Genomic DNA, 24022 nt, shown 5'->3' on the forward strand with positions numbered 1-24022 from the left:
TTCTACTAGTTTATTAGCTTGAAAAATAAATGAAGGTGGTGTCGATCATATGGGACAACATCGTATTCGTAAGAGAAGGCGTCGTCGATTTCATAAACCGGATGTTGCGGTTAGTATCCTGGCTTGTCTCACAATCATTTTGCTGTTTGTGTGGGGAGGGTTGTATTGGAAGGAGTCTTCTGAGAAGATGCCTGTAGTGAATGCAAGTGTACAAGATCAGACCGAGCCACCATTAATGCAAGGGGAAAATGGGCTGCCTATAAAAGATGAAGAATACAAAAATACTGAGCTAGTTGACACGCTTCAAGCAATAGAAGAGGTAGAGGATCACGCGGGTAACAACGCTGATGAGTTGGCTGAGAATCAAGAAACATCACAAACCGAGGCGGCTTCCGATTCACAAGCAGGGAAGATGAACAAGCCTAATGCGATAGATAATTCGGCGAAACCTGATTCATCATCATCCAGTCTTACGAAACCAGAAACAAAAAGTTCGACAAAACCAAACGAGTCAGAACCAACCAAGACAGGACCTTTAAGCTCAATGAAACCGGACGAGCAGGAGCAAAATCTGGTGGAGTCAGATTCAACGGGGTCTTTGGTAACGGGCACCCCAAGTGTAACTCCAACGGCTCCCGCAGTATCCAAAGTCGAAAAATACGAAGAAGAATTCACAAAGATTCAAGGAAAGTGTACGAAGGATATGAAGGCGGTTTTAAGTGGAGCGGAAAGTAATGCTCAGCAGTTGGATAAGCGAGATCCCCGCGTTGTACTGGCATGGAGGGATAACTTGAACGCGGAGCTAGCAACTGCAGAATCCACATGTGAAGGTACTTTTCAAGGACTCATTCAAACCGCAGAGAATGAACAAGTATCTGACAATGCTATTGAAAAATGGAAGCAAACTTATACTGATCTAAAGGTGAAACTTCGTGAGGAGTCAGAAGCGAAGTTGAAGGAATTAATGGGTGGGTAGATCATTCATCCTTTGGAAAGTTTCGGTCACGGAGTACTCGTTCAAGTAAAATACGAATTAATTCTACATCGTCTTTTTCCAAAGGAACCCCGTCCCAATGAAGCTGCTCGTAATTTAGATATTCTTTTGCATTATGATTAAGTTCTGCTGATGGTTCAGGATAATCGGTGAGCCCAAGAAGGTAATCCGCAGAAGTATGCAGTTTTCGAGCTATCGTCTGAATGGATTCCAAAGTTGGCTCACGGTATCCAGATTCATATCCAGCATAAGTGCTCTTTGCAACCCCAACGTAATCAGCCACTTCCTGCATGGTCAATTTTCTCCGTTTACGCAACTGCTTCAGTCGCTTCGCGAACATCCTCAGGCTCCCCTTTCAAATCCCACTATTATATTTATCTGCAAGTGAGAATCGTTTGCTTGGATTCATTTCTTCTAAATGCAACCATTATTATAGCATGTTCCCTAATGGTGTGCACAAAGCTGTCAGACAAATATTTTCATTTTTTTCATAATATAGTTTCATGAATCATTTAGGCTATAATATCTAATTCTTTATTAAGCAAATAACTTACGTATATCGTTCATATTGTCCATAGCTAAGTCGTAGCCATGCTGGCAGGACTCTCGCAGTTTGTTGATATCTTTCTCAAAGCTATCAAGAGCATGTTCCGGGCGAATGATAATAGCTTTACCTTCTTGCTCAAGCTGTTCACAAAATTTTACCGTTTCATTATATCGTTCGTGACGAGTTAACAAAATTTCCTCAAGCAGAGGATATTTGCGTTTAAATAGCTTGCCGATAACTGCATTTTTTTTGCTGAATTGTTTAGCATAACCCTTGGGTTGGGTTAGGATGATCAGATGCTTATCATTACCATCTGCAATCGCTTTGCGTATTGGAATCGGATCGCACAATCCCCCATCGTAATATTTGGAACCATTCATTTCAATCGCAGGGAAAAATACGGGAAGAGCGCATGTGGCACGCAGCATCGTCCATTGTTCATCTATATCCATTCCATTAATATACTCAGGCATTCCCGTCTTAGCATTGGTGACTCCAACCAGAAGTTGTCCGTTATAGCTTTGAAAAGCTTCTACATCAAAAGGAATCAATTTGGCAGGAATTTCTCCAAATACGAAATCGAGTCCAAACAGACTGCGGCAGCGCAGGAAATTTTGGTAGCCAATGTACCGGTTATCATTACGGTATTTTTCCATGATCTCAAGATTTCTGCGCTTTTGCTTGGAAATATAGGAGAATCCATTGCTGATTCCTGCAGAAACACCAATACAATACGGGAACATTAAATCCTGATCTAGCAGAGCATCCATTACACCCGAACTAAATATAGGACGTAAGGTTCCTCCTTCCAAAATTAAGCTTGGCATGTCTTTTCTCCCCTCAGAATTACTTCTATTAGATCAACAAATCATATCTACTAGTCTAACGGTGTACATCCTTATATTCAATCTCTATGTAGATCGTGCGTAGTTAGGTTGACTTTGAAATGCAGGAATGTTATAAAAAATATAGGTTGGCACTCGGGACCCAAGAGTGCTAATCTGGTAGAAATAAACAGTTGCTGATGACATAAATAAACATTTGTAAGGAGAGATCTAATTGGAAAAGAAGCAGTTTCAAGCCGAATCTAAACGATTACTAGAAATGATGATTAATTCCATTTATACTCAAAAAGAAATTTTTCTAAGAGAACTCATTTCCAATGCCAGCGACGCCATCGATAAGATCTATTACAGAGCTTTAACGGATGAGACGTTGGCCTTTGACAGTGAAAGTTATTATATTAAGGTTAGCGCCGACAAGGCGGCTAGAACTTTAACCATTCGAGATACCGGGATTGGGATGACCCAAGAAGAGCTAGAGAATAATCTGGGGGTCATTGCTAAGAGCGGTTCTTTGGCGTTCAAAAAAGAGAACGAGTCAAAAGATGGACATGATATCATCGGTCAATTTGGCGTTGGTTTCTATTCTGCTTTTATGGTAGCTGATGTTGTTACCGTAACAAGTAAGGCGCTCGGTAGCGATGTTGCTTACAAATGGGAATCCACAGGGACTGACGGATATACAATTGAGCCAACAGATAAGGATTCGGTCGGTACTGAGATTGTACTGAAGATTAAAGAGAACACAGAAGATGAATCCTATGATGAATATTTAGAAGAGTATCGCTTGAAATCCATTATTAAGAAATATTCTGATTTCATCAGATACCCAATTAAGATGGATGTCACCGGACAAAGATTGAAAGAAGGCAGCGAAAGCGAATTTGAAGATTACCAAGAAGAACAGCATGTGAACAGCATGGTTCCGATTTGGAGAAAAAATAAGAACGAGCTTACTAATGAGGATTACGAGAAGTTCTATGCAGAGAAACACTATGGCTTCGATAAGCCGCTTAAGCATATTCATATCAGTGCTGATGGTGCGGTAGTGTACCAAGCAATCTTGTTTATCCCTGAGAATATGCCGTTTGATTTTTACTCCAAGGAATATGAGAAAGGTTTGGAGCTATACTCGAACGGTGTACTCATCATGAATAAATGCGCTGACTTACTACCGGATTATTTTAGCTTTGTAAAAGGTATGGTCGATTCAGAGAGCTTGTCCCTTAACATATCGCGCGAAATGTTACAGCATGACCGGCAATTAAAGATGATTGCGAAGAACATTTCTAGCAAGATCAAGAGCCAGTTGCTTAGCTTGTTAAAGGATGAAAGAGAAAAATATGAGCAGTTCTATAAATCCTTTGGAAGACAACTGAAATATGGAATTTACAGCGATTATGGAACGCATCGCGAGGAATTGCAGGATCTCATCATGTTCTACTCCTCGAAAGAGAAGAAACAAGTTACTTTAGATGAATATGTATCGAGAATGCCAGAAGATCAAAAGTACATCTACTATGCTTCCGGTGAATCGAATGAGCGCATTGAGAAGCTTCCACAGACGGAGCTTGTTTCTGACAAAGGCTATGAGATCCTCTACTTTACCGATGATATTGATGAGTTTGCGATCAAAATGATCATGACTTACAAGGATAAAGAATTCAAATCCGTATCAAGTGGTGATTTAGGAATCGAAGCGGATGAGAATTCGAATAATTCCGAATCGGAAGAGAACGATACGAAAGAGCTTTTTGAGTATATGAAAACTCTATTGGCCGATAAAGTAACAAATGTAAGAGCATCCAAGCGTTTAAAGAGTCATCCCGTATGTTTCTCTACAGATGGTGAAGTAACGATCGAGATGGAGAAAATCCTAAATGCGATGCCTAACAACCCGGATGTGAAAGCTAACAAGGTACTTGAGATCAATGTGAATCATAACGTGTTCCAATCGTTAAAGGATTCCTTTGATAAGGATAAAGAGAAGTTCGGCTTATACACAGCTCTCTTGTACAATCAAGCTCTACTGATTGAAGGATTGCCATTACAAGATCCTGTTGAATTTACAAATGATATTTGTAAGATCATGGTGTAATTAAGCCTCAATCTAAATACTCTATAGTGATGGAGCTACGATAACAAAATGTTCTTACGATCGCTGTTGTTCCCGAATTTCTTCATTGAACTTTTCTTAGGTTGAAATTCAGGAACAAAGGCGAACGCTTTGCTTCTTCAGAATCATTTTTCCCTCGTATCTAGTATCACTATTATTACACCCATATTAAGTTTTCGGCTTAATTAAGGGAAAAGGGTAAGATAAACAAATAAAATAAAGGGGGTTCCACATTTTAGTCATGACTAATATGTGGAACCCCTTAATTTTTAAATATAATTCTCTGTTAGCGTACGATTCTACCAATTTGCTGGTTTACGTTCTCGAAAGAATCCGCCATTGGGACCGTCTTCATCCAGTGTAGCCAACCAAACAGCCGTATCTGCTCCTTCAGCAACCGTCACTGGAGCAGGTATACCTTCATCTACTTGTCTGGAAGTTGTTGCTCTTCCCATATCCGTTTGTACTCTACCAGGGCAGACGGCGTTAACTTTTATACCCATGTCAGCAACCTCTTGTGCAACCAAACATGTCAAAGCATTGAGCATAGTCTTAGAGGTACGATAAGCAGATGATGATCCTTTAAGTCCTAATAATCCCGTAAGTACTTCAAAAGCTCCCAATCCTGATGAGAGATTGACGATGCGTCCATATCTATTTTCTTTCATTAAAGGAACAGTGGCTTGAATCATTCTTAATACCCCAAAATAATTCGTTTCAAAGGTATCCTTTATCACGGTCTCTTCTACATTCAACACAGAAACTCCGTGATCAAGTATAATTCCGGCATTATTCACCAATATATCTAGACGACCATATTGTTGTTTTACTGCCTCTACCATCTTTTTGATACTTTCTGTATCATTCACATCAACGACTTGTAACTCAACTGCTAATCCCTCTTGACGGAACTCATCAACGGTATGTTGCCCCTTATCCTCGTCTCTGCTACCAATCAATACTTTTAACCCTTTTGAAGCCAATTGATATGCGATTTCCCTACCTATACCACGGTTGGCTCCTGTGACTAATGCAATTCGGGGATTCCCTTGATCCACTAGGCTATTCATTTTGTTCCTCTCCTTTGCTCAAAATTTTCCTCCAAGTTGATAGATTCTCTTCTAGGAGAGATTCTGCTTTTCTTAAAGTGTCTATTTGATTTTTGATTTCTCCAAGCTTCCTTTCACCGACATTTATGGCATTCGGTAAGCACTGATGTTGAATTTCTTGATTAAACGAACAGTCAAAGAAATCGGTTATTTCCTTAGTAGTAAGACCAAGGCTAAAATACAGTTTAATAATTTTTACTTGCTCAATATGGGAGTCATCATATTCACGATAACCATTATCCAGACGGGCCGGTTTCAATATGGCTTTTTCTTCATAATATCGCAATGAACGAAGACTTACTCCTGTCTTGCGGAATAATTCACTAATATGAATACTACCAACCCCTTCCATATCTAATAACTGATATTCTAAACCATCACATCATGTTAAGGTCAAGCTAAATCAAACAATAACTGAACCAAGTGGCTGAGTTACGCTACCCGTTAGCAGAACTCGATGGTACTGGCCGAGACAAATCTGCGCTAACTTGGATTGATTTTTTTGCCAAAACAGGTTATTTTATAGAAAGCTTAGCGATAAGCAAGTTCCTGACACGAAGGGGGATGTGTTTGAATGGCAACTACTTATATGGTGGTTTGGTCTTAAAACTGAATAGCAGGCATATGCGAAAAAAGCGGGAGAACGCCCGTATTATTTGGTATGCCGTCCAAAGTAACCTTTCGTGAATATTGCTGTTTGCAGGATACGATGAAGGTCGTATCTTTTTTGCGTCCTGATGCCGCGCGACAGCAGCTTCTTTAGAGGCTGCTTGTCCGTGGCATTTTTGCGTCCAAAAAACAACATGAAAGGAGCTAACAAAAACCGTGGTGAATTCGAAACAAAAACGATCAAAATGTGGAGTAATCAAACATAGAAAAACGGGGGATGGAAAATATGAATATTAAATTCGAAACTTTGATCAATGCCCTAAGCCGACGGTTCAAGAGGGACATCATCTCTGCCGAAAGCCAAACCATGCAGTTACAGGGTGGAACCGTGGGGAATGTGTACCTGGTAATAGGGATCGCCGAAACTGTGGATGGTGAAAAATTGCCGTATCGTATCGTGCTGAAAATCCAGAAGAAATGGGAGCGTTACGGCGATCCGGGTTCATGGCGCCGGGAATATGATCTCTATGCGTCTGACTTGGGAGCGACGTTCTCGGATACTTTCCGCTGGCCGACATGTTATCACGCCGAGATGAATACCGAAGAAAATGAATTCCAGCTGTGGCTAGAATATATCGATGGCGTAAGCGGTTTAGACTTAAGCGGTGACATGTATGAACAGGCCGCGCTGGAGTTAGGACGCTATCAAGGCAAGCTGTATGCGGAGCAGCCCGCTGTGCTGCAGAGCCTGACCAACCTGAGCCACGCGGATTTCATGAAGAATACGTATCTGCATTACCGATCATGGCCGGTCGTCTACGATTATATACGCTCGGAGAACTGCGAATTCCCGCAGTACGTGCGGCAAATGCTCATCGACATCGATGAGCACACAGACGAGATACTCGCCCGCATCGAAAAATTGCCCCTCGTGTTATGCCATCGGGACTTTTGGGTAACCAACCTGATCTATGCCGACGGGAAAATCGCGCTCATCGACTGGGATACATCCGGATGGGGTTACTTGGGGGAGGATCTCGCAAGCCTAATTGCGGATGAAGCGGATATCGATCACATGGTCGAATACTACCAGCGATGTGTTCCCGCGTATTACAAAGGCTTTTCGGAGTATGCGGATGTATCCCCTATCGCCGATCATTGCGTCTATGAGCTGATCCTTCTCGTTTTCGGCTACAGGCTCGTAGAGGGATATCTCCACAAAGAGGACGATGACGAAAAGATGAAGTGTGTCCATATGCTCCAAAAAATCTATGAAATGAATAGCAACCCTGCGCAGGGTTGACTTACAATAAGCATATTCAAGTGGACAATTAATCCTAGTCCAGACAATATGGAAGGAAGATACAGAATGATATCAAATCCTTTTTTATCTTATAGTATTGCCATGGTTACTCCATTTAAGGAAGACGGCTCTTTAGACAAGAGAGGTATTCAAGAGCTGATGAGTTACTATGTGAGTAAGCAGATTCCTGCTCTTCTTATTAGTGGTTCAACGGGTGAACAGCACTCGATGACAGTTCAGGAAAGAATTGAATTGTATCACGAAGCCAATCGTCTTGCGCAGGGTAAGCTTCTTCTGTATGGAGGAGTTGCCTCTACAGTGACGAAAGATGCAGTTAGACTGGCGCTTGAAGCGGAGTACGCGAATTTATCAGCAATTATGCTAGGATTTCCACCTTACATTAGGCCATCTCAAGATGAAGTTTATCATTACGTCAAAGCGGTATGTGATGCTACCAATCTGCCTATCATGCTGTATAATAACCCAGCTCGAAACGGGTTTAATCTGGAAGTAGAAACCTTGCTAAGATTAGTTCATGATTTTCCACAGATCGTAGCTCTTAAGGAAGCAGGCGACCCGGATCATGTGATGACGACCAAAACTCAGCTAGGGAAGCACTTCAAAATTCTTTCGGGATCGGATGTTTCAATTGTCGATTATTATGAGAAAGGTTACGAAGGGATCACGAGTGTCATGGGAAATATTTTACCTGATGAAATGCGACTCGTTGTAAAACTGCTTGATGATCACAATATAGAACAAGCGACAATAGAGTTGGGAAAAATGAATGAACAAATGAACCTCATTTTCCAGATAGGCGCGATAAAAACAATTAAATTTATATTATCAGACCAAGGTATAAACGCTGGATATTGTAGAGAACCGTTAGGGAAATTAACCTTGCAGGAGCAACAACTGGTGCATAGAACATTTTTAGGTTGACGACCTACTGTGAATCTATGGTTCAATAAGATATAGGCATATTGCGTGGGAGGTCTTCAAATGAAACCGTCATTTCCTTCATCTATACAACGTGATCATATTCATCTTCCTACTCAGTTTCCGATGATGGTATCGACATCCCAAGGGGTAAGTCCCTCTTTTCAGAGATTGCATTGGCATCGAGCGCTGGAGATTAACTGGATCACGAGAGGGAGTGGAATATATATTATTAACGGCAGAGAATATCCCTTTGGAGAAGGGGATCTATTCTTAATCGATTCCGATGATTTGCATCGAGCGTATGAAGGTAAGGACCTGGAAATGGTCATTGTGATGTTTGAACCGACACTGCTAGTCTCGGAACAACGGTATGATCACGAAATCTTACGTCCTTTTCGAAGTACGGGTACACACTTCTCTAATCAAATTTCTCATAAGCACCAAAGTAGCAAAAGACTAACTAAATATATTGCTGATATGCAACGGGAATATAAAGCTGCTGAGCGTGGTTATAGTTCGGCGCTTCACGGGTTATTACTGCTGTTCCTGACAGATATAAATCGTTGTTTCAAGAATGAGGAAGGCGAGAAGCTGCGCGCGAATACCAAACATTTGGAGCAGATTCGAAATGTGATTGGTGTTATGGAGTCGCAGGTTTCATATCCGTGGACGTTGAAAGAACTTGCTAATCTGGTGCATTTAAGTCCATCTCGATTTAGTGCCCTTTTTAACACGGTGGTTGGTACCTCGCCGATGAATTATTTAGTACAACTACGTCTGGAGCATGCAGTAGAGATGCTGGAACAGGGAGAACAGAGCATTCTCAACATTGCTGAAGCAAGTGGATTTCGTAATTTATCAAATTTTAATCGTTTATTTCTACAGCATATGGGGGTATCTCCGACAGGTCACCTTCGGCGGATAAGAGGTGGAACCTAATCTAAACAGTAAGATAGTATCACAAATGAGGACTATTGCAGAAGAACGCAAGGTCCTTTTTTTGTACTATTAAGAAGAAGGGAGCGATGCATGAATGAAGCTTTTTTTGGGTGTTGATGCAGGTGGAAGTAAGACTTATAGTTTGATCGTGAATGAAAAGGGCGAGACACTCGGCCGCGGAGCCAGCGGTAATGGAAATCATCAGACCAACCCTAAGTTGGCAGAAGAGAATATTGCATCAGCCTGTCACCAGGCGCTCCAAGAAGCCGGTGTTGCACCTCAAGATTTGACATATGCGTATTTTGGATTAGCGGGGGCTGATCGTGAACCAGATTATAAGATACTTCGCCCCATGATCGCTAAACTGGGATTCCCTAAATATAGTATTGCTTGTGATACGATGATCGCCATGCGTGCAGGAACAGCCAATCATTATGGAGCCGTCGTCATTAGTGGTACGGGGTTTAACGCTGCAGCACGTAATCGAGCTGGGGAAGAACTATTGTATGGAGGATTCGGCTTTTTATTTGGCGACGGTCAAGGCTCGGGAAGAGATTTAGCTAATTATGCTTTTCGTTCCGCGGTTCGCGCGTGGGACAGGCGTGGCGCGCCGACTGTACTTAGTGACCTGGTATTGAAAGCAACGGGATTTCCGAGTGTTCCAGCGATGCTTGATGCCGCCTTGGATAACAATTACTACCCGCCCCTACAATTAGCTGAGCTGATGTTTGAAGCAGCCGACTTGGGAGACGAAGTAGCTATTGAAGTTCTTAAGGAGCAAGGCGCAGAACATGGTAATGCTGTAGCTGCACTAATCCATAGACTAGGGATGCAAGATGATTCTTTTGACGTCGTCCTTGGTGGAAGTGTTCTAGCCAAAAGCCAGAATACAACGATGGTTGAAGCACTTGAGCAAACACTGAGACAAACCGTACCGCATGTTAAAATTACGAGAATTACGATGGAGCCTGTGGCTGGAGCGGTATTAAGTGCGATGGACTGTGCTAATTTTGAAGTAGGTCCTGAAGTTTTGAACAACTTGAATGAGTTATCATTTTCTAATTTGAAAGGGGTAATTACACGATGAATGACAAGAAAGCAATTAAAATTACGGTTATTGGTGGAGGATCATCTTACACACCTGAATTGGTCGAAGGTTTGATCAAGGGATATGACGAAATGCCGATTTCCGAGCTTTGGTTGGTCGATGTTGAACAAGGTAGACAAAAGCTTGAAATTGTTGGGAACTTAGCAAAACGTATGGTACGCAAATCGGGTTTACCAATTGATGTTCATCTGACATTGGATAGACGGACAGCGATCAAAGGTGCGGATTTTGTTACAACACAAATGCGTGTGGGTCAACTTGAAGCACGGAAGCTAGATGAGCATATTCCAATCTCCTATGGAGTTGTTGGACAGGAGACAACAGGTCCAGGGGGGATGTTCAAAGCACTTAGAACGATCCCGGTTATCCTAGATATTTGTAGAGATATCGAAGAACTGGCTCCAGACGCATGGATGCTTAACTTTACGAACCCTGCAGGTATGGTAACTGAAGCGGTAACTAAATATTCTCGGGTCAAAACAGTTGGTCTGTGTAATTCACCGATTAACTTCAAGAAGTTCTTAGCTGAAGCTTACAATGTAAGTGAAGATCATGTTCTACCTGAATTTGTAGGGATCAATCATTTGCATTGGGTAACTTCGGCATTAGTTGATGGGAAGGAACGTTTACCAGAATTGTTACAGGGCAAGACCGAATATTCGGCCAAAAATGTTCCAACAATGGGCTGGGATCCAGAATTTCTACAGTCCCTAGGTGCCGTACCAACGTACTATCTTAAGTATTTCTATATGATGACGGAAATGTTTGAAGAGATGAAGGATTCGCTACAAAAAAATGGCACTCGGGCGGATGTGGTCAGCCGGGTTGAGAAAGAATTGTTTGAACTGTACAAGGATGAATCCCTTGAAGACAAACCAAAACAACTGGAGCAACGTGGCGGAGCTTATTATTCCGAAGCAGCGGTTCATTTGATGCAATCCCTGTATCTTGGACGTAATGATATCCAAACTCTGAATGTGCCAAACGGCGGGGTATATGATTTCTTACCTGAGAATGCTAGTATCGAGGTTAACTGTGTAGTGACCGCACTTGGGCCAATTCCTTTAGTTCCTAAGCATATTCCTGCACATGTCAAAGGACTACTGACAGCGGTGAAAACATATGAAAGCACAGCTATCGATGCTGCCGTAAGCGGGGATCGTGGATTGGCGCTTCAAGCCTTAGCACATCATCCATTAATACCTTCCGTTTCCACGGCTAAAGAAATCTTAGATGAAATGCTCGAAGCTCACAAGCAATATCTACCAAACTTTTTTTCAGAGGAATAATTGGGAATACCAAGAAAGCTATTTTAAAAAGGACCCTGAATTGGGGTCCTTTTTTTGCGTTTATCTCCCCTTCATGGATTACATATTGGTCCTAGATATAGCTAGTGATGAGGAAGTTCGTTGTTGTATCCGCTTCCAAGTTCGTTTATGATGTAGATAATTTGTGCAATGAATGGAAAGGTATGAATGAGTATGCCAAGAGTAAATCTATTTCGAAAAATCGTATTATTATTGCTTGCCATGTTGCTCCCCATTATCGGTGTTTATGCGTATTCGAATAAAATTAGCGTAAATGTACTGGATACAGAACTGAATCGTTCGAATACAAATCAGCTCCGATTCTTTCAAAATCAAGTAGATTCAACAATAGAGTTGATGGGAATGTGGCCCAATCTACTGATCCAGGATCCTGATATCAGCACGCTTCGAGATTATTTTGATCCTATGAAGGATCTGGATCTACAGACGATTTCGTTGATAAAACGAATTCAAAGCAAGTTGAGTATTCAACAGAGTTCATCGGATTGGAAAAGTGAGCTGACGATTTATTCGCCTACATTGCAGCGGGAGATTACTGTAAAGGACGCCAAAGCGTATGATGAGGCGGCGTTAAAAAAACGGCTGAAATCCGGCTGGCAAGTAGTTGAGTTGGATGAACCGGGCAATTATCGCTTTTCATTGATGACCGCACAGCCCTATAACTCTTTTAAAGATAAAAATATTGAAGGAATCCTATTAGAAGTTAGTTTTGATAGTCAGAATATTTCGGATATGCTTGATGATTTCAAGCGCGACGGGCGTCGAGACCCCTTATTCTACAACCCAGAGTCTGGCATTATTTTCAACAGTACATCGGACAAAGCGTTAGGTAGTGAATTGATTAATCAACTGAAACACGAAAAGTCAATTGAAGATAGCGGATATGCAACCGTTGAACTTGAAGGTGAAAAGTATATGGTGAATATGGCGCTTGCTGAGACGATTGGCTGGTACCTCATTGATTATATGCCAGTATCCGATATACTTGGCCCTGTTCACCAGACGAATCAACTATTTTATATTATAGTCGGTTCGTTGTTGTTAATGAGCTGTCTCATGGCTTATATGTTGTATGGTCAGGTTCAAGTCCCTGTGAAGCAGCTGATGATCAGCTTTAAGAAATTGCAGAATGGGGATTATTCTGTTCGACTACACCCTAAAGGGAAAGGAAAAACAGAGTTCCATTTTCTTTTTACAAGGTTTAATTCGATGGTCGAGCAAATACAATCATTGTTCGAAAAAGTCTATCTGGAGCAGATCCATGTAAGAGAAGCCAAGTTAAAGCAGCTCCAATCTCAAATTAACCCGCACTTTTTCTATAATTGTTTCTCGTTTATCTCAAGTATGGCAAAACTGCAGAATTATCAGTCGGTCATAGCGATGAGCCAAGCATTGGCCAAATATTATCGCTATACGACTAGGCAGGAGAAGAATTTTGTATCCATTCAGGAGGAACTGGAGTTTGTTCGTAATTATCTGGATATTCAGCAGATGCGTATGAATCGCTTGTCCTATTCGATCGAAGTCGCTGAGGGGATGGATCCGTTACTTATTCCACCACTTATTGTTCAGCCACTCGTTGAGAATGCCGTTCTGCATGGCATTGAACCATATCCTGAAGCAGGGGAAATTCGCATCGTTGTTTCGCAAGAACAAGGTGTGGCCTGCATTATCGTGGAGGATAACGGAGTAGGTCTCACCTCGGAAAAAATGTTTGCGCTAGTTCATCGGTTATCCAAACCGAAAGAGGATGAGTTTGGCTATGGGTTATGGAATGTTCAGCAGCGGCTTTATTTACGTTTCGGTGAACAGGCAAGGATTCACCTGGAGCATTCTTCGTTAGGTGGTCTTAAGATACAGCTGAGCTGGATACCAGATCACAACGTGAAGAAAGAGCATTAGTACGTTTAGGGAGATGGTTCTACATGATAAACATATTGCTTGTTGATGATGAAACGTATGTGACGGAAAGTTTAGCATTAACGATTCCTTGGCAAGAGATTGGCGTTGAACAGGTTTATCGAGCGGCTTCCGGGAAAGAGGCCTTAGCGATACTTGAAATGCATGATATCGATATTGTGGTAACAGATATTCGGATGCCGGGGATGACAGGTCTGGAGTTGATAAAGGTCATTATGGAAGAATGGCCTCATATACAATGCATGCTATTAACAGGATATTCGGATTTCGAATATGCGCGGAAAGCGATCCAATTGCAGGCATTTGATTATATCTTGAAGCCGGTAGATGATGAGGAATTTGTACATAGCATTGTTCAGATGATTGAAACATTGAAGGATGAATGGGAGAAAGCGGACAAGTACCATACCCTTTTGTATCATTTGAAGTCCGATTATGGCGTCTTACGTGGCAATTTATTGCATGATTTATTGCTAGGTAGGCATCTATCTTCAAAGAGTTTGGAAAGTAAGCTGTCACAATATGAAATTCCATTTACTGTGGATCAACAGACCTCGTTTATCTTACTACAATACGGGAACCCGTATGATGAGAGCGATCGAAATAGCATGACACTGATGGAATATGCTGTAGGGAAGATGGCTGAAGAGATTTTCTCGGAATCGATGCATGTTTGGTATGGCAAGGCACCACATGATTGCCTGATTTTGATGGTTCAGTTAAAGCGCGAAACAGAGCAGGAACTTAGCCAATTAACGGATTACAAGCTAGCTAGACGGAGATTGTTGGAATCACTTATGAAGAAATTCTGTGAAGAAGCGGGGAACTATCTAAATGCGGATCTGTCATTGATGGTATCTGGATGGTTTCACTTCCCTGGTGAGATTGCTGCAACCTATCGTAGGGGAATTAGCAGTTATTATTCGAGTAGGAATTATGCATTTGGAGAAGTTGTCTATTTAGAAGATCAATTGCAAATAACGGACATGAAAATTAACTTGAACGAATTTATGTATAAACCGCCAACACTTATTCATTTACTAGAATCTAAACAATGGGATTCAGCTGCAGAGAAGATTACGGAAGTTTTTGCACATCTAGGTAAGGTGAATTATTCCCGAGAGCATTTGTATGAAGTGTTTCTGTATATTACGAATGCCTTTATGTATACGGCACACAAGCAAGGTCAATTTATTTATGAAATTGATCATTCAAGTATGGATATGCTGCATGACCCTTATGTCGTTCAATCCTTGGATAAGCTACAGGGGTGGTCGATTCAGATGCTGGAAAAACTGCGTTCGGAGCTTACCGTAAGTGACGAGTATGCGAAGAGCAATTTGGTGAAACAGGTACAGGAGCTAGTCTCGGAAATGCATCGTCAAGATATTTCGGTGAAGACCATTGCCGATAAAGTATATTTGCATCCCGTGTATTTATCGAAAGTGTATAAAGCAGAAACCGGTGAGAGTTTGAGTAACTATATTATTCGCATGCGGATGGAGCAAGCTCATTATCTATTGAAACATTCGCACAAGAAAATCTATGAGATTACCGAGGAGCTTGGCTATCAGAATCCACAATATTTCAGTAAGATCTTTCGGAAGTTTTATGGAATGACGCCTCAAGAGTTCCGTGATCAATAGAAGAGGTTGTAAAAGGTGCATAGATCTTAGGATATTATCATAGGACTGCTCTTTCCCAGACACTATACTAAATTTGTAAGCAAGACATGAGGTCAAGATGGAGGGGGCGCAATATGTTAAGCACTGTAAAGAAACAATTATTTCTTGTATTAAGTCTTATTCTTGTAATTACAGCATTAACGGCATGCGGTAGCAGCAAGACCAATGATAAGACGGCAAGCAGTGAAACACCGGTTAATAACGAGGTGGCAGCAACTGAGGAATCAGCGCTAAAAGACAAGTATGATCCAGCAGTTACGATTACGACAGCATGGGGTGTCGATCCTGCGGTTCAATTTAAGAACGGTGAAACCATTGAAAATAACGTTGCGACGAAATGGGCGCTAGATACCTTCGGTATCGAAATTAAATCACTGTGGTCCGTAACAGATACGAACAATGCGTTTGCAACGAAGCTCCGCTTAGCGATGTCTTCCGGACAGAAAATGCCTGATGTTCTTGTTGTCGGAAATAACGACAAGCAACTCGTATCCGACTTGGTTGAGTCCGGTTATTTCCGTGAAGTAGGTTCATTGTTTGACAAATATGCAAATGATACTTGGAAGAAATCCATGGAGCTCGATCCTTCGGTATGGAATCCATATATGAAGGATGGCGAAAAGATGGGAATCCCTGTCCTGGATTACGCCTATAACAACGATTATATTCTATGGATTCGTCAAGATTGGCTCGATAAGCTTAACATGAAGGCCCCAACGACTTTAGAAGAACTCGAAGCAGTAATGGAAGCATTCAAAAATAACAATCCTGACGGCCTAGCACCAGATAAAGTTGTACCTCTTAGTATTGGGTTCAAATCTTCGATGAATACATGGATGGGTGATCCTTCCTGGGTCTTTGGTGCTTTTGGTACCATTCCACAACAATGGAATGAGGGTACGGATCAAACATTGGAATACGGGTCAGTTAATCCGGGAATGAAGCAAGGTCTACAAAAACTGAATGAATGGTATACAAAAGGATATATTCCGAAAGAAGCAGCCCTTTGGGACGAGAATAAAACAGCAGAGCCGGCAGTTGCTGGAACGGCAGGAATCATTCCTGGTCCGTATTGGATGAGTGGTTGGCCGCTTGTTGATACTGCGAAGAACGTGAAAGATGCTGTATGGAAACCTATCGCACTGCCAATGGGAGCAGATGGGAAAGCGGGACGTCATGGGACTTCTTTCTCCAGCGCCGTCGTTCTGATCAACAAAGATATGAAGAATCCTGAAGCATTCTTTACTTACGAAAACTATATGTATGATAATATCGCCAATCCACAAGTGGGAAGCCAATATGATATTGGTATTTTTAAAGGATATGATTATGATCTAGATGCGAATGGAAATCCAGTATATCTAGACGATGTACCAGGCGGAGAAGTCAACGTTGTTCGTTATTTCCTTGTACGTGACGGTGCTCGGATTCCAGATGCACAGATGAAGGCACTTATGGAGCTTGCGGATGGAAAGACACCAGAGACTCGTGTAGAGAAAGATCTCGCGAATAACTTTGGTAAGGAGACTCCGGCAGCTGCCAAGGTCGTGATGTCTCAGCCAGATGCTTCGTATATGGATATGTTCACGGGTCCTACAACAGAAACGATGAAAACGAAATGGGATTACCTCAAAAAAATCGAGTTGCAAACCTTTAACGAAATTATTTACGGTCAAAAACCACTAGATGCCTTCGATAGCTTTGTTGCGAATTGGAAAAAATCTGGTGGCGAGCAGGTTACAAAAGAAGTAAACGAATGGTATAGTTCAGTGAAATAAATATGAATTTTATTACGCGAAGAATCCTTGATTTATCAAGGGTTTTTCGCTTTTTTTGTCTCGAAAGCCTCTTTTTTCAAAAGTGGTTGTAATAGTGCCATCAATGTTGGTTTAGTCATGTTTTCGCAGGAAATAGACCGTTGCTATAATGTGGATGTTCAATATAAAAACAACGAGAGGGAGTGGATTAATGAGACAGCTCAAGATGAATTGGCAGTTCCATTTAATGATTTTACCATCACTTATATTTTTACTAGTATTTAGCTATCTGCCGATGGCTGGAATCGTCATAGCTTTTCAAAATTATAAACCTGCACTGGGTTTTACAGGGTCTGCTTGGGTGGGATTTGAGAACTTTCGTTTACTATTCGAACGAGAGGACAGCATGCAAGTGATTTGGAACACGCTGATTATCGCCGTTCTAAAGATCATAGTTAACCTGGGGGCTCCTTTTGTCTTTGCGATATTCCTCAACGAAGTGCGGAAGCAATTTTTTAAACGTTATGTGCAGACCTTGGTCTACTTACCGCACTTTTTATCCTGGGTCATTCTAGGCGGTATTCTGGTTGACATCCTATCAACGGATGGGGGCTTAGTCAATCGTGCGTTAGAAGCTATAGGATTGTCCCCAATCTTCTTCTTGGGAGATGGAAGCTGGTTCCGAGTCACAGTCATTGTGACGGATGCATGGAAAGAGTTTGGCTATGGCACAATCGTATTTCTTGCTGCATTAGCCGGCATCAATCCTTCTTTGTATGAAGCAGCTGAAGTGGATGGGGCGAGCCGTTGGAAGCAAACCCGGCACATTACGATTCCGTCGATGATTCCCATGGCGATTGTTGTAGGAACACTTGCACTCGGTAACATTTTAAATGCGGGATTTGACCAGATTTTCAACTTATATAATCCACTTGTCTATGAAAAAGGTGATATTATCGATACCTTCGTATATCGTACAGGGATTTTAAGCGGAGATTTAGGACTTGGTACAGCGGTGGGATTGTTTAAATCGGTGATTAGTATGATCCTCATCGTGATTTCCTATCGATTAGCGTATAAATGGGCAAATTACCGAATTTTCTAAGAACGGAGTGAGAGGACATGTACCATAAAACCAAATCCTATCGCATATTCGCGATGTTTAACTATACGGGGCTATTTATTATTTCACTTTTATGTGTCTTACCGCTTGTTCACGTTCTAGCCGTATCATTTAGTGCGAAGTCAGCAGCTGATGCCAATATTGTGAGTTTGTGGCCTGTTGATTTCACATTAGAAGCTTACAAGAAGACGATGAATAATCCTGCATTTATTCTGTCCTTATGGGTATCAATAAAAAGAACAGTTATCGGAACGGGGCTTACGTTATTGCTTGCCTTCTTGGCAGCCTACCCGTTATCGAGAGAGAACAATCGATTTAAGGGACGTAACGTATATTCTTGGTTGTTTGTTTTCGCAATGGTGTTTAATGGAGGGCTCGTTCCTTTTTATATCATGATTCAAAAAGTCGGTCTCATGGGTTCTTTCTGGGCTCTTGTATTACCAGGTGCGGTCAATATATATCTAACGATATTAATGATGAACTTCTTTCGAGGGATTCCAAAGGAGCTGGAAGAGGCTGCGTTAATTGATGGCGCAGGTCATTTCAAAACATTGTTCTCCATCTTCTTACCGGTATCCAAACCGGCGATTGCGACTCTAGGACTATTCAGTATTGTATTTCACTGGAACTCTTGGTTTGATGGTCTATTGTATACGAATGCCCCGGGACAATATCCGCTTGCGACATTTTTGCAGACCGTCATTATTCAACGGGATATGAGTTCATTAAGTTTGGATCCGGTAACGATGGACTTGATCTCTCAGAAGACGGTGAATAGTGCCCAGATCTTTATTGGGGCGTTGCCGGTGTTGATCATTTATCCATTTATGCAAAAGTATTTCGTGAAAGGTCTAGTCGTTGGTTCGGTGAAGGAATAAGCTTGGAAGAGTCGCTGAGAACCGGTTCTTTTTTTCAAAAAGACGCAAGGAGGATGTTGAATTTTGAAATTGAATTCATTTATTCATGGAATGGATGTCTCTTTTTTAGATGAAATAGAACAATCTGGCGGGACTTATTATGAAGGGGAAGAGAGAAAAGATGGCCTCGTCATTTTGCATGAAAGTGGTGTGAAATCGATTCGATTACGGATATGGAATGATCCTTCAGGTGGTTATTGTAATTTGGATCGAACACTGCTGATGGCCAAACGTATTAAAGCGTTAGGTATGCATTTTTTACTTGATTTTCATTATTCCGATAAATGGGCTGATCCGGCGAATCAATGGAAACCTCAGGCGTGGGAAAGTCTTGATTTCGAGGGCCTAAAGGCAGCTGTCTATCAATATACGTATGATGTACTAGATGCACTGAAGATGCAAGGAACCTTGCCAGATATGGTGCAAATCGGGAACGAAATTACTCCAGGAATGCTCTGGAAAGATGGAAAAGTAGATGGAGAATGTGATACAGATACGCAATGGGATGGGTTTACGCAGCTTGTGAAGTCAGGTATTGCCGGAGCGAAGTCCGTGGATACGAACCTGAATATCATGATTCATATTGATCGGGGCGCTGATCTAGGGGCAAGTCAGTACTTTTATGATCGTTTTGCTCAATTCGAAGTGATATTCGATACGATTGGTCTTTCTTATTATCCTTGGTGGCACGGCACTTTAGAAGATTTGCGTAATAATTTAGAGAATCTATCCTTACGTTACAATAAAGATATTATTGTTGTTGAAACCGCATATCCTTGGACACTAGATCCTCGAGAGGGATTTCCGTTGATTGTTGAAAAGGAAGAGCAATTACATGAGGGATACGCTGCGACGGTTGAAGGACAAACGAAGTATCTACAGGATTTGGTCCATGTCATTAAGCAAACACCAGGTGGGCGAGGGATTGGCTACTATTGGTGGGAGCCAGCATGGATTCCTGCTAAAGAAAAATGGTCTGTTGGACATGACAATAATTGGTCGAACTTAACCTTGTTCGATTATGAAGGACGCAAGCTTGGGACACTTGAATCTATAACTGAAGGGGACGAAAGATAATGAAGAAATATCCTCCGATTAGCAGCTCACTACCACGCATGATGCATGGTGCTGATTATAATCCGGATCAATGGCAGCGATATCCTGAGGTGTTGAAGGAAGATATTCGCTTAATGAAGCTAGCCAAATGCAATGTGATGTCTGTAGGGATATTCTCATGGGTATCTTTAGAACCAGAAGAAGGCATGTATACGTTTGAGTGGCTGGATAAGCTACTTGATTCGTTCGCCGAGAATGAAATTTATGTATTCCTAGCAACGCCAAGCGGTGCTCGTCCTGCCTGGATGTCTGTTAAATATCCTGAGGTACTTCGTGTTGGGCAGAACCGCGTAAGGAATCTGCACGGTTTCCGCCATAATCATTGTTATACCTCTCCGGTATATCGTGAAAAAACACGTGTGATGAATGAAAAGCTGGCGGAGCGTTATGGTAATCATCCTGCCGTGATCGGTTGGCATATTTCCAACGAATTCGGCGGTGATTGTCACTGCTCCTATTGTCAGGAGGCATTTCGACAGTGGTTACAGAACAAGTATGGAACTTTGGAAACGTTGAATCATGCTTGGTGGACGACGTTCTGGAGTCATACGATTACAGATTGGAAGCAAATTGAATCCCCTGCTCCGCATGGTGAGACGCAGGTCCATGCGATGAATCTGGATTGGCGACGATTCGTGACAGACCAGACGGTGGATTTTTGCAGACATGAAATTGCACCATTACGAAAGTTCCGCCCCGATTTGCCTGTGACAACGAATTTGATGGGTGTCTATGAAGGGCTGAACTACTGGAAATTCGCCGATGTACTGGATGTTATCTCATGGGACAACTATCCTACTTGGCATGATCAGAAGCATGATCACGAGCAAGGTGCCTGGATTTCGATGGTGCACGATATCAATCGCTCTTTAAAAGGCGGCAAGCCGTTTATGCTAATGGAGAGCACGCCAAGCATGACGAATTGGCAAGCGGTTAGCAAGCTTAAGAAGCCAGGGATGCATATGTTATCCTCTTTGCAAGCCGTTGCTCATGGTTCCGATACGGTTCAATATTTCCAATGGAGGAAGAGCAGAGGGTCAAGCGAAAAATTACATGGAGCTGTTGTCGATCATGTGGGACATGAGCATACGCGTGTATTTCAGGATGTTACAGATGTGGGCGATGCCCTTGAACGGCTTGAAGATATTGTCGGAACGAGTGTACCCGCTGAAGTAGCCATCATTTTTGATTGGGAGAATCGGTGGGCGATCAAAGATTCTCAAGGTCCTCGAAACATCGGTACAGATCCGAATGCTCCGGATTGGCACAGTGGGATGAAGCATGATGAGACCGTGAGCTGGCATTATCAAGCTTTTTGGGAGCAAGGGGTTGCAGTCGATATGATCGATATGGAATGCGACTTCTCAAAGTACAAGCTAATCATCGCCCCGATGTTATATATGGTCCGTCCGGGTGTTGGAGAGCGAATTGAGCGGTTTGTTGAAGCGGGAGGGACTTTTGTTGCTACGTATTGGTCCGGTATTGTGAATGAGAGCGATCTTTGCTTCCTAGACGGATTCCCAGGACCTTTAAGAAAGACGCTCGGAATCTGGTCGGAAGAAATCGATGGATTGTATGATGGAGAAATTAATCGGGTTATTCCCGTTGGTGATAATAAACTTGGTCTTAATACCACGTATGAAGCTATTGATTTATGCGACTTGATTCATACAGAAGGAGCCGAGGTACTAGCTTCATACGGTGATGATTTTTACGCAGGCCGTCCTGCATTAACCGTAAATTCCTTGGGCCAGGGGCAAGCATATTATATAGCTTCTCGTAACACTCAGCCATTTTATGATGATTTTTATGCTTCATTGATTCATAGTTTACAATTGTCTCGATCCATTGATACTGTGCTTCCAAAGGGTGTAACCGCGCAACTACGAACCGATGGTGAGCAAGATTATATCTTTGTGATGAACTTTACGAGCGAGGCACAGCAGGTGGTACTGGACGAATCGATGTACATCCACCAATTAACCGGCGAGCCTATTGACTCATCGCAGCTTCAACTTACTGCATATGAGGTCGTCGTTCTTCGAAGAACAAGAACCTAATAGTAAAGAAACGAACAAGCAGTAGTCAACAAGGGGTGATCGATATAACAACCCTTGTTAGATTACTGTTTTTCGTTCGATAAGTGTCTTTCTAATATCTTGATTCACGGTTAAACGTCTTAATAAAAGTATAAATGAAGTACTACGCTTCCACCCCGCGTATCGTTATGATATATTTTTGATACATACTATAAATCAATCGTTTGTTTGTAGTAATAATGATGCAAAGGAGTAGTTGCGAGCTATGATTAAACATATCGTATTCTTTAAATTAAAAGATTCTTCTACGGAAAATGTAGAGAGAACTGCTAAGGTGCTCCGTGGTTTAGAAGGTAAAGTTGAACAACTTCGTAGTCTGGAAATCGGTCTCGATGTAATCCATTCTGCACGTTCTTACGACATTGCTCTCGTGGCGACTTTTGATTCACTAGAAGACTTGCAAGGATATCAAATCCATCCAGAGCATCAGAAGGTAATCCAGTACATGAATGAAGTACGTGAAAACTCAGTAGCTGTCGATTATGAATTTTAATATTGCAAGGCTAGAGGAGGAATTCTATGTACTACGTGAATCGAGAACAAATTGAACGTAGATTGAATGTACTACCTGAACTTGTAGAAGTCCTTAAAGCTGTCTCCTCTCAGCATGACAATTCGCTTATCCAGCGTTATGCCGCGGGACGAGCTCTTCATCTGGCGATTGAAGTGGTTACGGATGTAGGGAGCTACTTAATTGACGGTTTTATTATGAGGGATGCTAGCAGCTATGAAGATATTATTGAAATCATTTATGGTGAAGGTGTTATAGCGGGTGATTTACATTCGATATTGACTGAACTAGTTCGGCTACGCAAACCATTAGTACAAGATTATATCGATTGGGATGGACAAGCTGCTCAAGATCTTACACGTACACTTCCGACTTGGTTGGAAGCTTATTCTGAGCAGATTCGTCTTTACTTAGATAAAGAAGAAATCACATCTTGACAAGCGATCAAAAATTTTGGGCTGAAACGAGTGTCGGGACAATCCGTAGTTGCTTATAATGAATTAATTATATAGGCATTAGCCCTGGGTTGTGCTAGGTGATGCCAAATAGGGAGAGATGGAAAATGAGCAAAGGGAACAAAGGTTGGTTATGGGGTGCGGCAATTGGTACGGTTGTTGGTTCGGTGACAGCGTTGCTGTTCGCTCCAAAGCCAGGGCGTGAGTTACGTAAGGATATCGCTGTAGGTGCTCGCCAAGTTGGTGAGAAAACAGCGGAAGTTGCAGAAAAAGTGGGCGAACAAAGTGCTATATTGGCTGAAAAGGTGAAGGATACTACAGAAGGTCTCATTCATGACTTCCAAGCATGGCGCGCTAGCAAACAAGAAGACAGTGAGGAGAAGGTTGTGATAGTATCATCCTTCTCTGATGAGAGCGTAGTCTCTGAAGAAGAAGAGCAGATCGCGCTGATTGGGGTTTCTACTGATGAAGAAGAAACAGTGACAGTGGTTGAAGACGAAGTTGTTGCTGAAATTGCTGCTGATTCTGAAGAGGAAAGTAATTCATAAGAAGCGACATCCAAGTGCGAAGAGACCCGGTTCGGGTCTCTTTTTACGTTGTAT

22 protein-coding genes are annotated in these 24022 nt (G+C 42.0%); 18 read left to right on the top strand and 4 right to left on the bottom strand.

Features of this window, described 5'->3' with window-relative positions:
- The first annotated feature begins 49 nt into the window (after positions 1-49).
- Positions 50-976, top strand: a complete 927-nt coding sequence (locus IEW05_RS04830; protein ID WP_188536345.1) for a hypothetical protein — start codon at positions 50-52, stop codon at positions 974-976.
- A 1-nt stretch (position 977) separates the two neighbouring features.
- Here the strand turns inward: IEW05_RS04830 and IEW05_RS04835 are convergent, their stop codons facing one another.
- Positions 978-1334: a helix-turn-helix domain-containing protein gene (locus tag IEW05_RS04835; protein ID WP_188536347.1), complete on the bottom strand. Its 357-nt coding sequence runs from the start codon at positions 1332-1334 to the stop codon at positions 978-980.
- Between the two features lie 197 nt (positions 1335-1531).
- Positions 1532-2368 (bottom strand): patatin-like phospholipase family protein, encoded by an 837-nt coding sequence (locus tag IEW05_RS04840; RefSeq protein ID WP_188536349.1) that lies wholly within the window; start codon positions 2366-2368, stop codon positions 1532-1534.
- 232 nt (positions 2369-2600) lie between these two features.
- On the opposite strand from IEW05_RS04840, the gene htpG reads away from it, so the two are divergent.
- On the top strand, positions 2601-4481 hold the full coding sequence (gene htpG / locus IEW05_RS04845; protein ID WP_188536351.1) for a molecular chaperone HtpG: 1881 nt from the start codon (positions 2601-2603) through the stop codon (positions 4479-4481).
- 317 nt (positions 4482-4798) lie between these two features.
- Here htpG and IEW05_RS04850 read toward each other — a convergent pair whose 3' ends face one another.
- Both IEW05_RS04850 and IEW05_RS04855 read right to left on the bottom strand, forming a co-directional pair.
- A complete protein-coding gene (locus tag IEW05_RS04850) occupies positions 4799-5569 on the bottom strand; it encodes an SDR family oxidoreductase (RefSeq protein ID WP_188536353.1) in 771 nt (256 codons plus the stop codon).
- Complete coding sequence (locus tag IEW05_RS04855) at positions 5562-5960, bottom strand: MerR family transcriptional regulator (RefSeq protein ID WP_188536355.1); 399 nt, start codon at positions 5958-5960, stop codon at positions 5562-5564. Before IEW05_RS04855 ends, IEW05_RS04850 begins: the two co-directional genes overlap by 8 nt.
- A gap of 71 nt (positions 5961-6031) precedes the next feature.
- Between IEW05_RS04855 and IEW05_RS25570 the strand changes: the two genes are divergently transcribed.
- The 16 genes from IEW05_RS25570 to IEW05_RS04930 all read left to right on the top strand — a co-directional run bounded on the left by IEW05_RS25570 (position 6032) and on the right by IEW05_RS04930 (position 23968).
- On the top strand, positions 6032-6295 hold the full coding sequence (locus IEW05_RS25570; protein ID WP_194434090.1) for a hypothetical protein: 264 nt from the start codon (positions 6032-6034) through the stop codon (positions 6293-6295).
- Positions 6296-6503: 208 nt separating this feature from the next.
- Entirely contained in the window at positions 6504-7520 is a 1017-nt protein-coding gene (locus tag IEW05_RS04860) for an aminoglycoside phosphotransferase family protein (RefSeq protein ID WP_188536357.1), read from the top strand.
- A gap of 66 nt (positions 7521-7586) precedes the next feature.
- Complete coding sequence (locus tag IEW05_RS04865; RefSeq protein ID WP_188536359.1) at positions 7587-8462, top strand: dihydrodipicolinate synthase family protein; 876 nt, start codon at positions 7587-7589, stop codon at positions 8460-8462.
- A gap of 60 nt (positions 8463-8522) precedes the next feature.
- Positions 8523-9401, top strand: coding sequence for an AraC family transcriptional regulator (locus IEW05_RS04870; protein WP_188536361.1), 879 nt, complete (start codon positions 8523-8525; stop codon positions 9399-9401).
- A 94-nt stretch (positions 9402-9495) separates the two neighbouring features.
- Complete coding sequence (locus IEW05_RS04875) at positions 9496-10488, top strand: N-acetylglucosamine kinase (protein ID WP_188536363.1); 993 nt, start codon at positions 9496-9498, stop codon at positions 10486-10488.
- The gene (locus IEW05_RS04880; RefSeq protein ID WP_188536365.1) at positions 10485-11798 is read left to right on the top strand and encodes a 6-phospho-beta-glucosidase; all 1314 of its coding nucleotides are present in this window, start codon (positions 10485-10487) and stop codon (positions 11796-11798) included. Before IEW05_RS04875 ends, IEW05_RS04880 begins: the two co-directional genes overlap by 4 nt.
- Before the next feature lie 186 nt (positions 11799-11984).
- Positions 11985-13739, top strand: coding sequence for a sensor histidine kinase (locus IEW05_RS04885; protein WP_229753262.1), 1755 nt, complete (start codon positions 11985-11987; stop codon positions 13737-13739).
- A gap of 23 nt (positions 13740-13762) precedes the next feature.
- On the top strand, positions 13763-15403 hold the full coding sequence (locus tag IEW05_RS04890; protein ID WP_188536368.1) for a response regulator transcription factor: 1641 nt from the start codon (positions 13763-13765) through the stop codon (positions 15401-15403).
- 113 nt (positions 15404-15516) lie between these two features.
- Positions 15517-17220, top strand: a complete 1704-nt coding sequence (locus tag IEW05_RS04895) for a type 2 periplasmic-binding domain-containing protein (RefSeq protein ID WP_188536370.1) — start codon at positions 15517-15519, stop codon at positions 17218-17220.
- Between the two features lie 190 nt (positions 17221-17410).
- Positions 17411-18304: an ABC transporter permease gene (locus IEW05_RS04900; protein ID WP_188536372.1), complete on the top strand. Its 894-nt coding sequence runs from the start codon at positions 17411-17413 to the stop codon at positions 18302-18304.
- Positions 18305-18321: 17 nt separating this feature from the next.
- Positions 18322-19200, top strand: a complete 879-nt coding sequence (locus IEW05_RS04905; protein WP_188536374.1) for a carbohydrate ABC transporter permease — start codon at positions 18322-18324, stop codon at positions 19198-19200.
- A 63-nt stretch (positions 19201-19263) separates the two neighbouring features.
- Complete coding sequence (locus tag IEW05_RS04910; RefSeq protein ID WP_229753263.1) at positions 19264-20316, top strand: glycoside hydrolase family 53 protein; 1053 nt, start codon at positions 19264-19266, stop codon at positions 20314-20316.
- On the top strand, positions 20316-22415 hold the full coding sequence (locus IEW05_RS04915; RefSeq protein WP_308420378.1) for a beta-galactosidase: 2100 nt from the start codon (positions 20316-20318) through the stop codon (positions 22413-22415). Before IEW05_RS04910 ends, IEW05_RS04915 begins: the two co-directional genes overlap by 1 nt.
- 244 nt (positions 22416-22659) lie before the next feature.
- A complete protein-coding gene (locus IEW05_RS04920) occupies positions 22660-22947 on the top strand; it encodes a Dabb family protein (protein WP_188536377.1) in 288 nt (95 codons plus the stop codon).
- A 26-nt stretch (positions 22948-22973) separates the two neighbouring features.
- Positions 22974-23402, top strand: coding sequence for a DUF86 domain-containing protein (locus IEW05_RS04925; protein ID WP_188536379.1), 429 nt, complete (start codon positions 22974-22976; stop codon positions 23400-23402).
- 125 nt (positions 23403-23527) lie between these two features.
- Positions 23528-23968, top strand: a complete 441-nt coding sequence (locus IEW05_RS04930) for a YtxH domain-containing protein (protein ID WP_188536381.1) — start codon at positions 23528-23530, stop codon at positions 23966-23968.
- Positions 23969-24022 lie beyond the last annotated feature (54 nt).

Origin of the sequence: Paenibacillus segetis, assembly GCF_014639155.1 — a bacterium.
Classification (GTDB): domain Bacteria; phylum Bacillota; class Bacilli; order Paenibacillales; family Paenibacillaceae; genus Fontibacillus; species Fontibacillus segetis.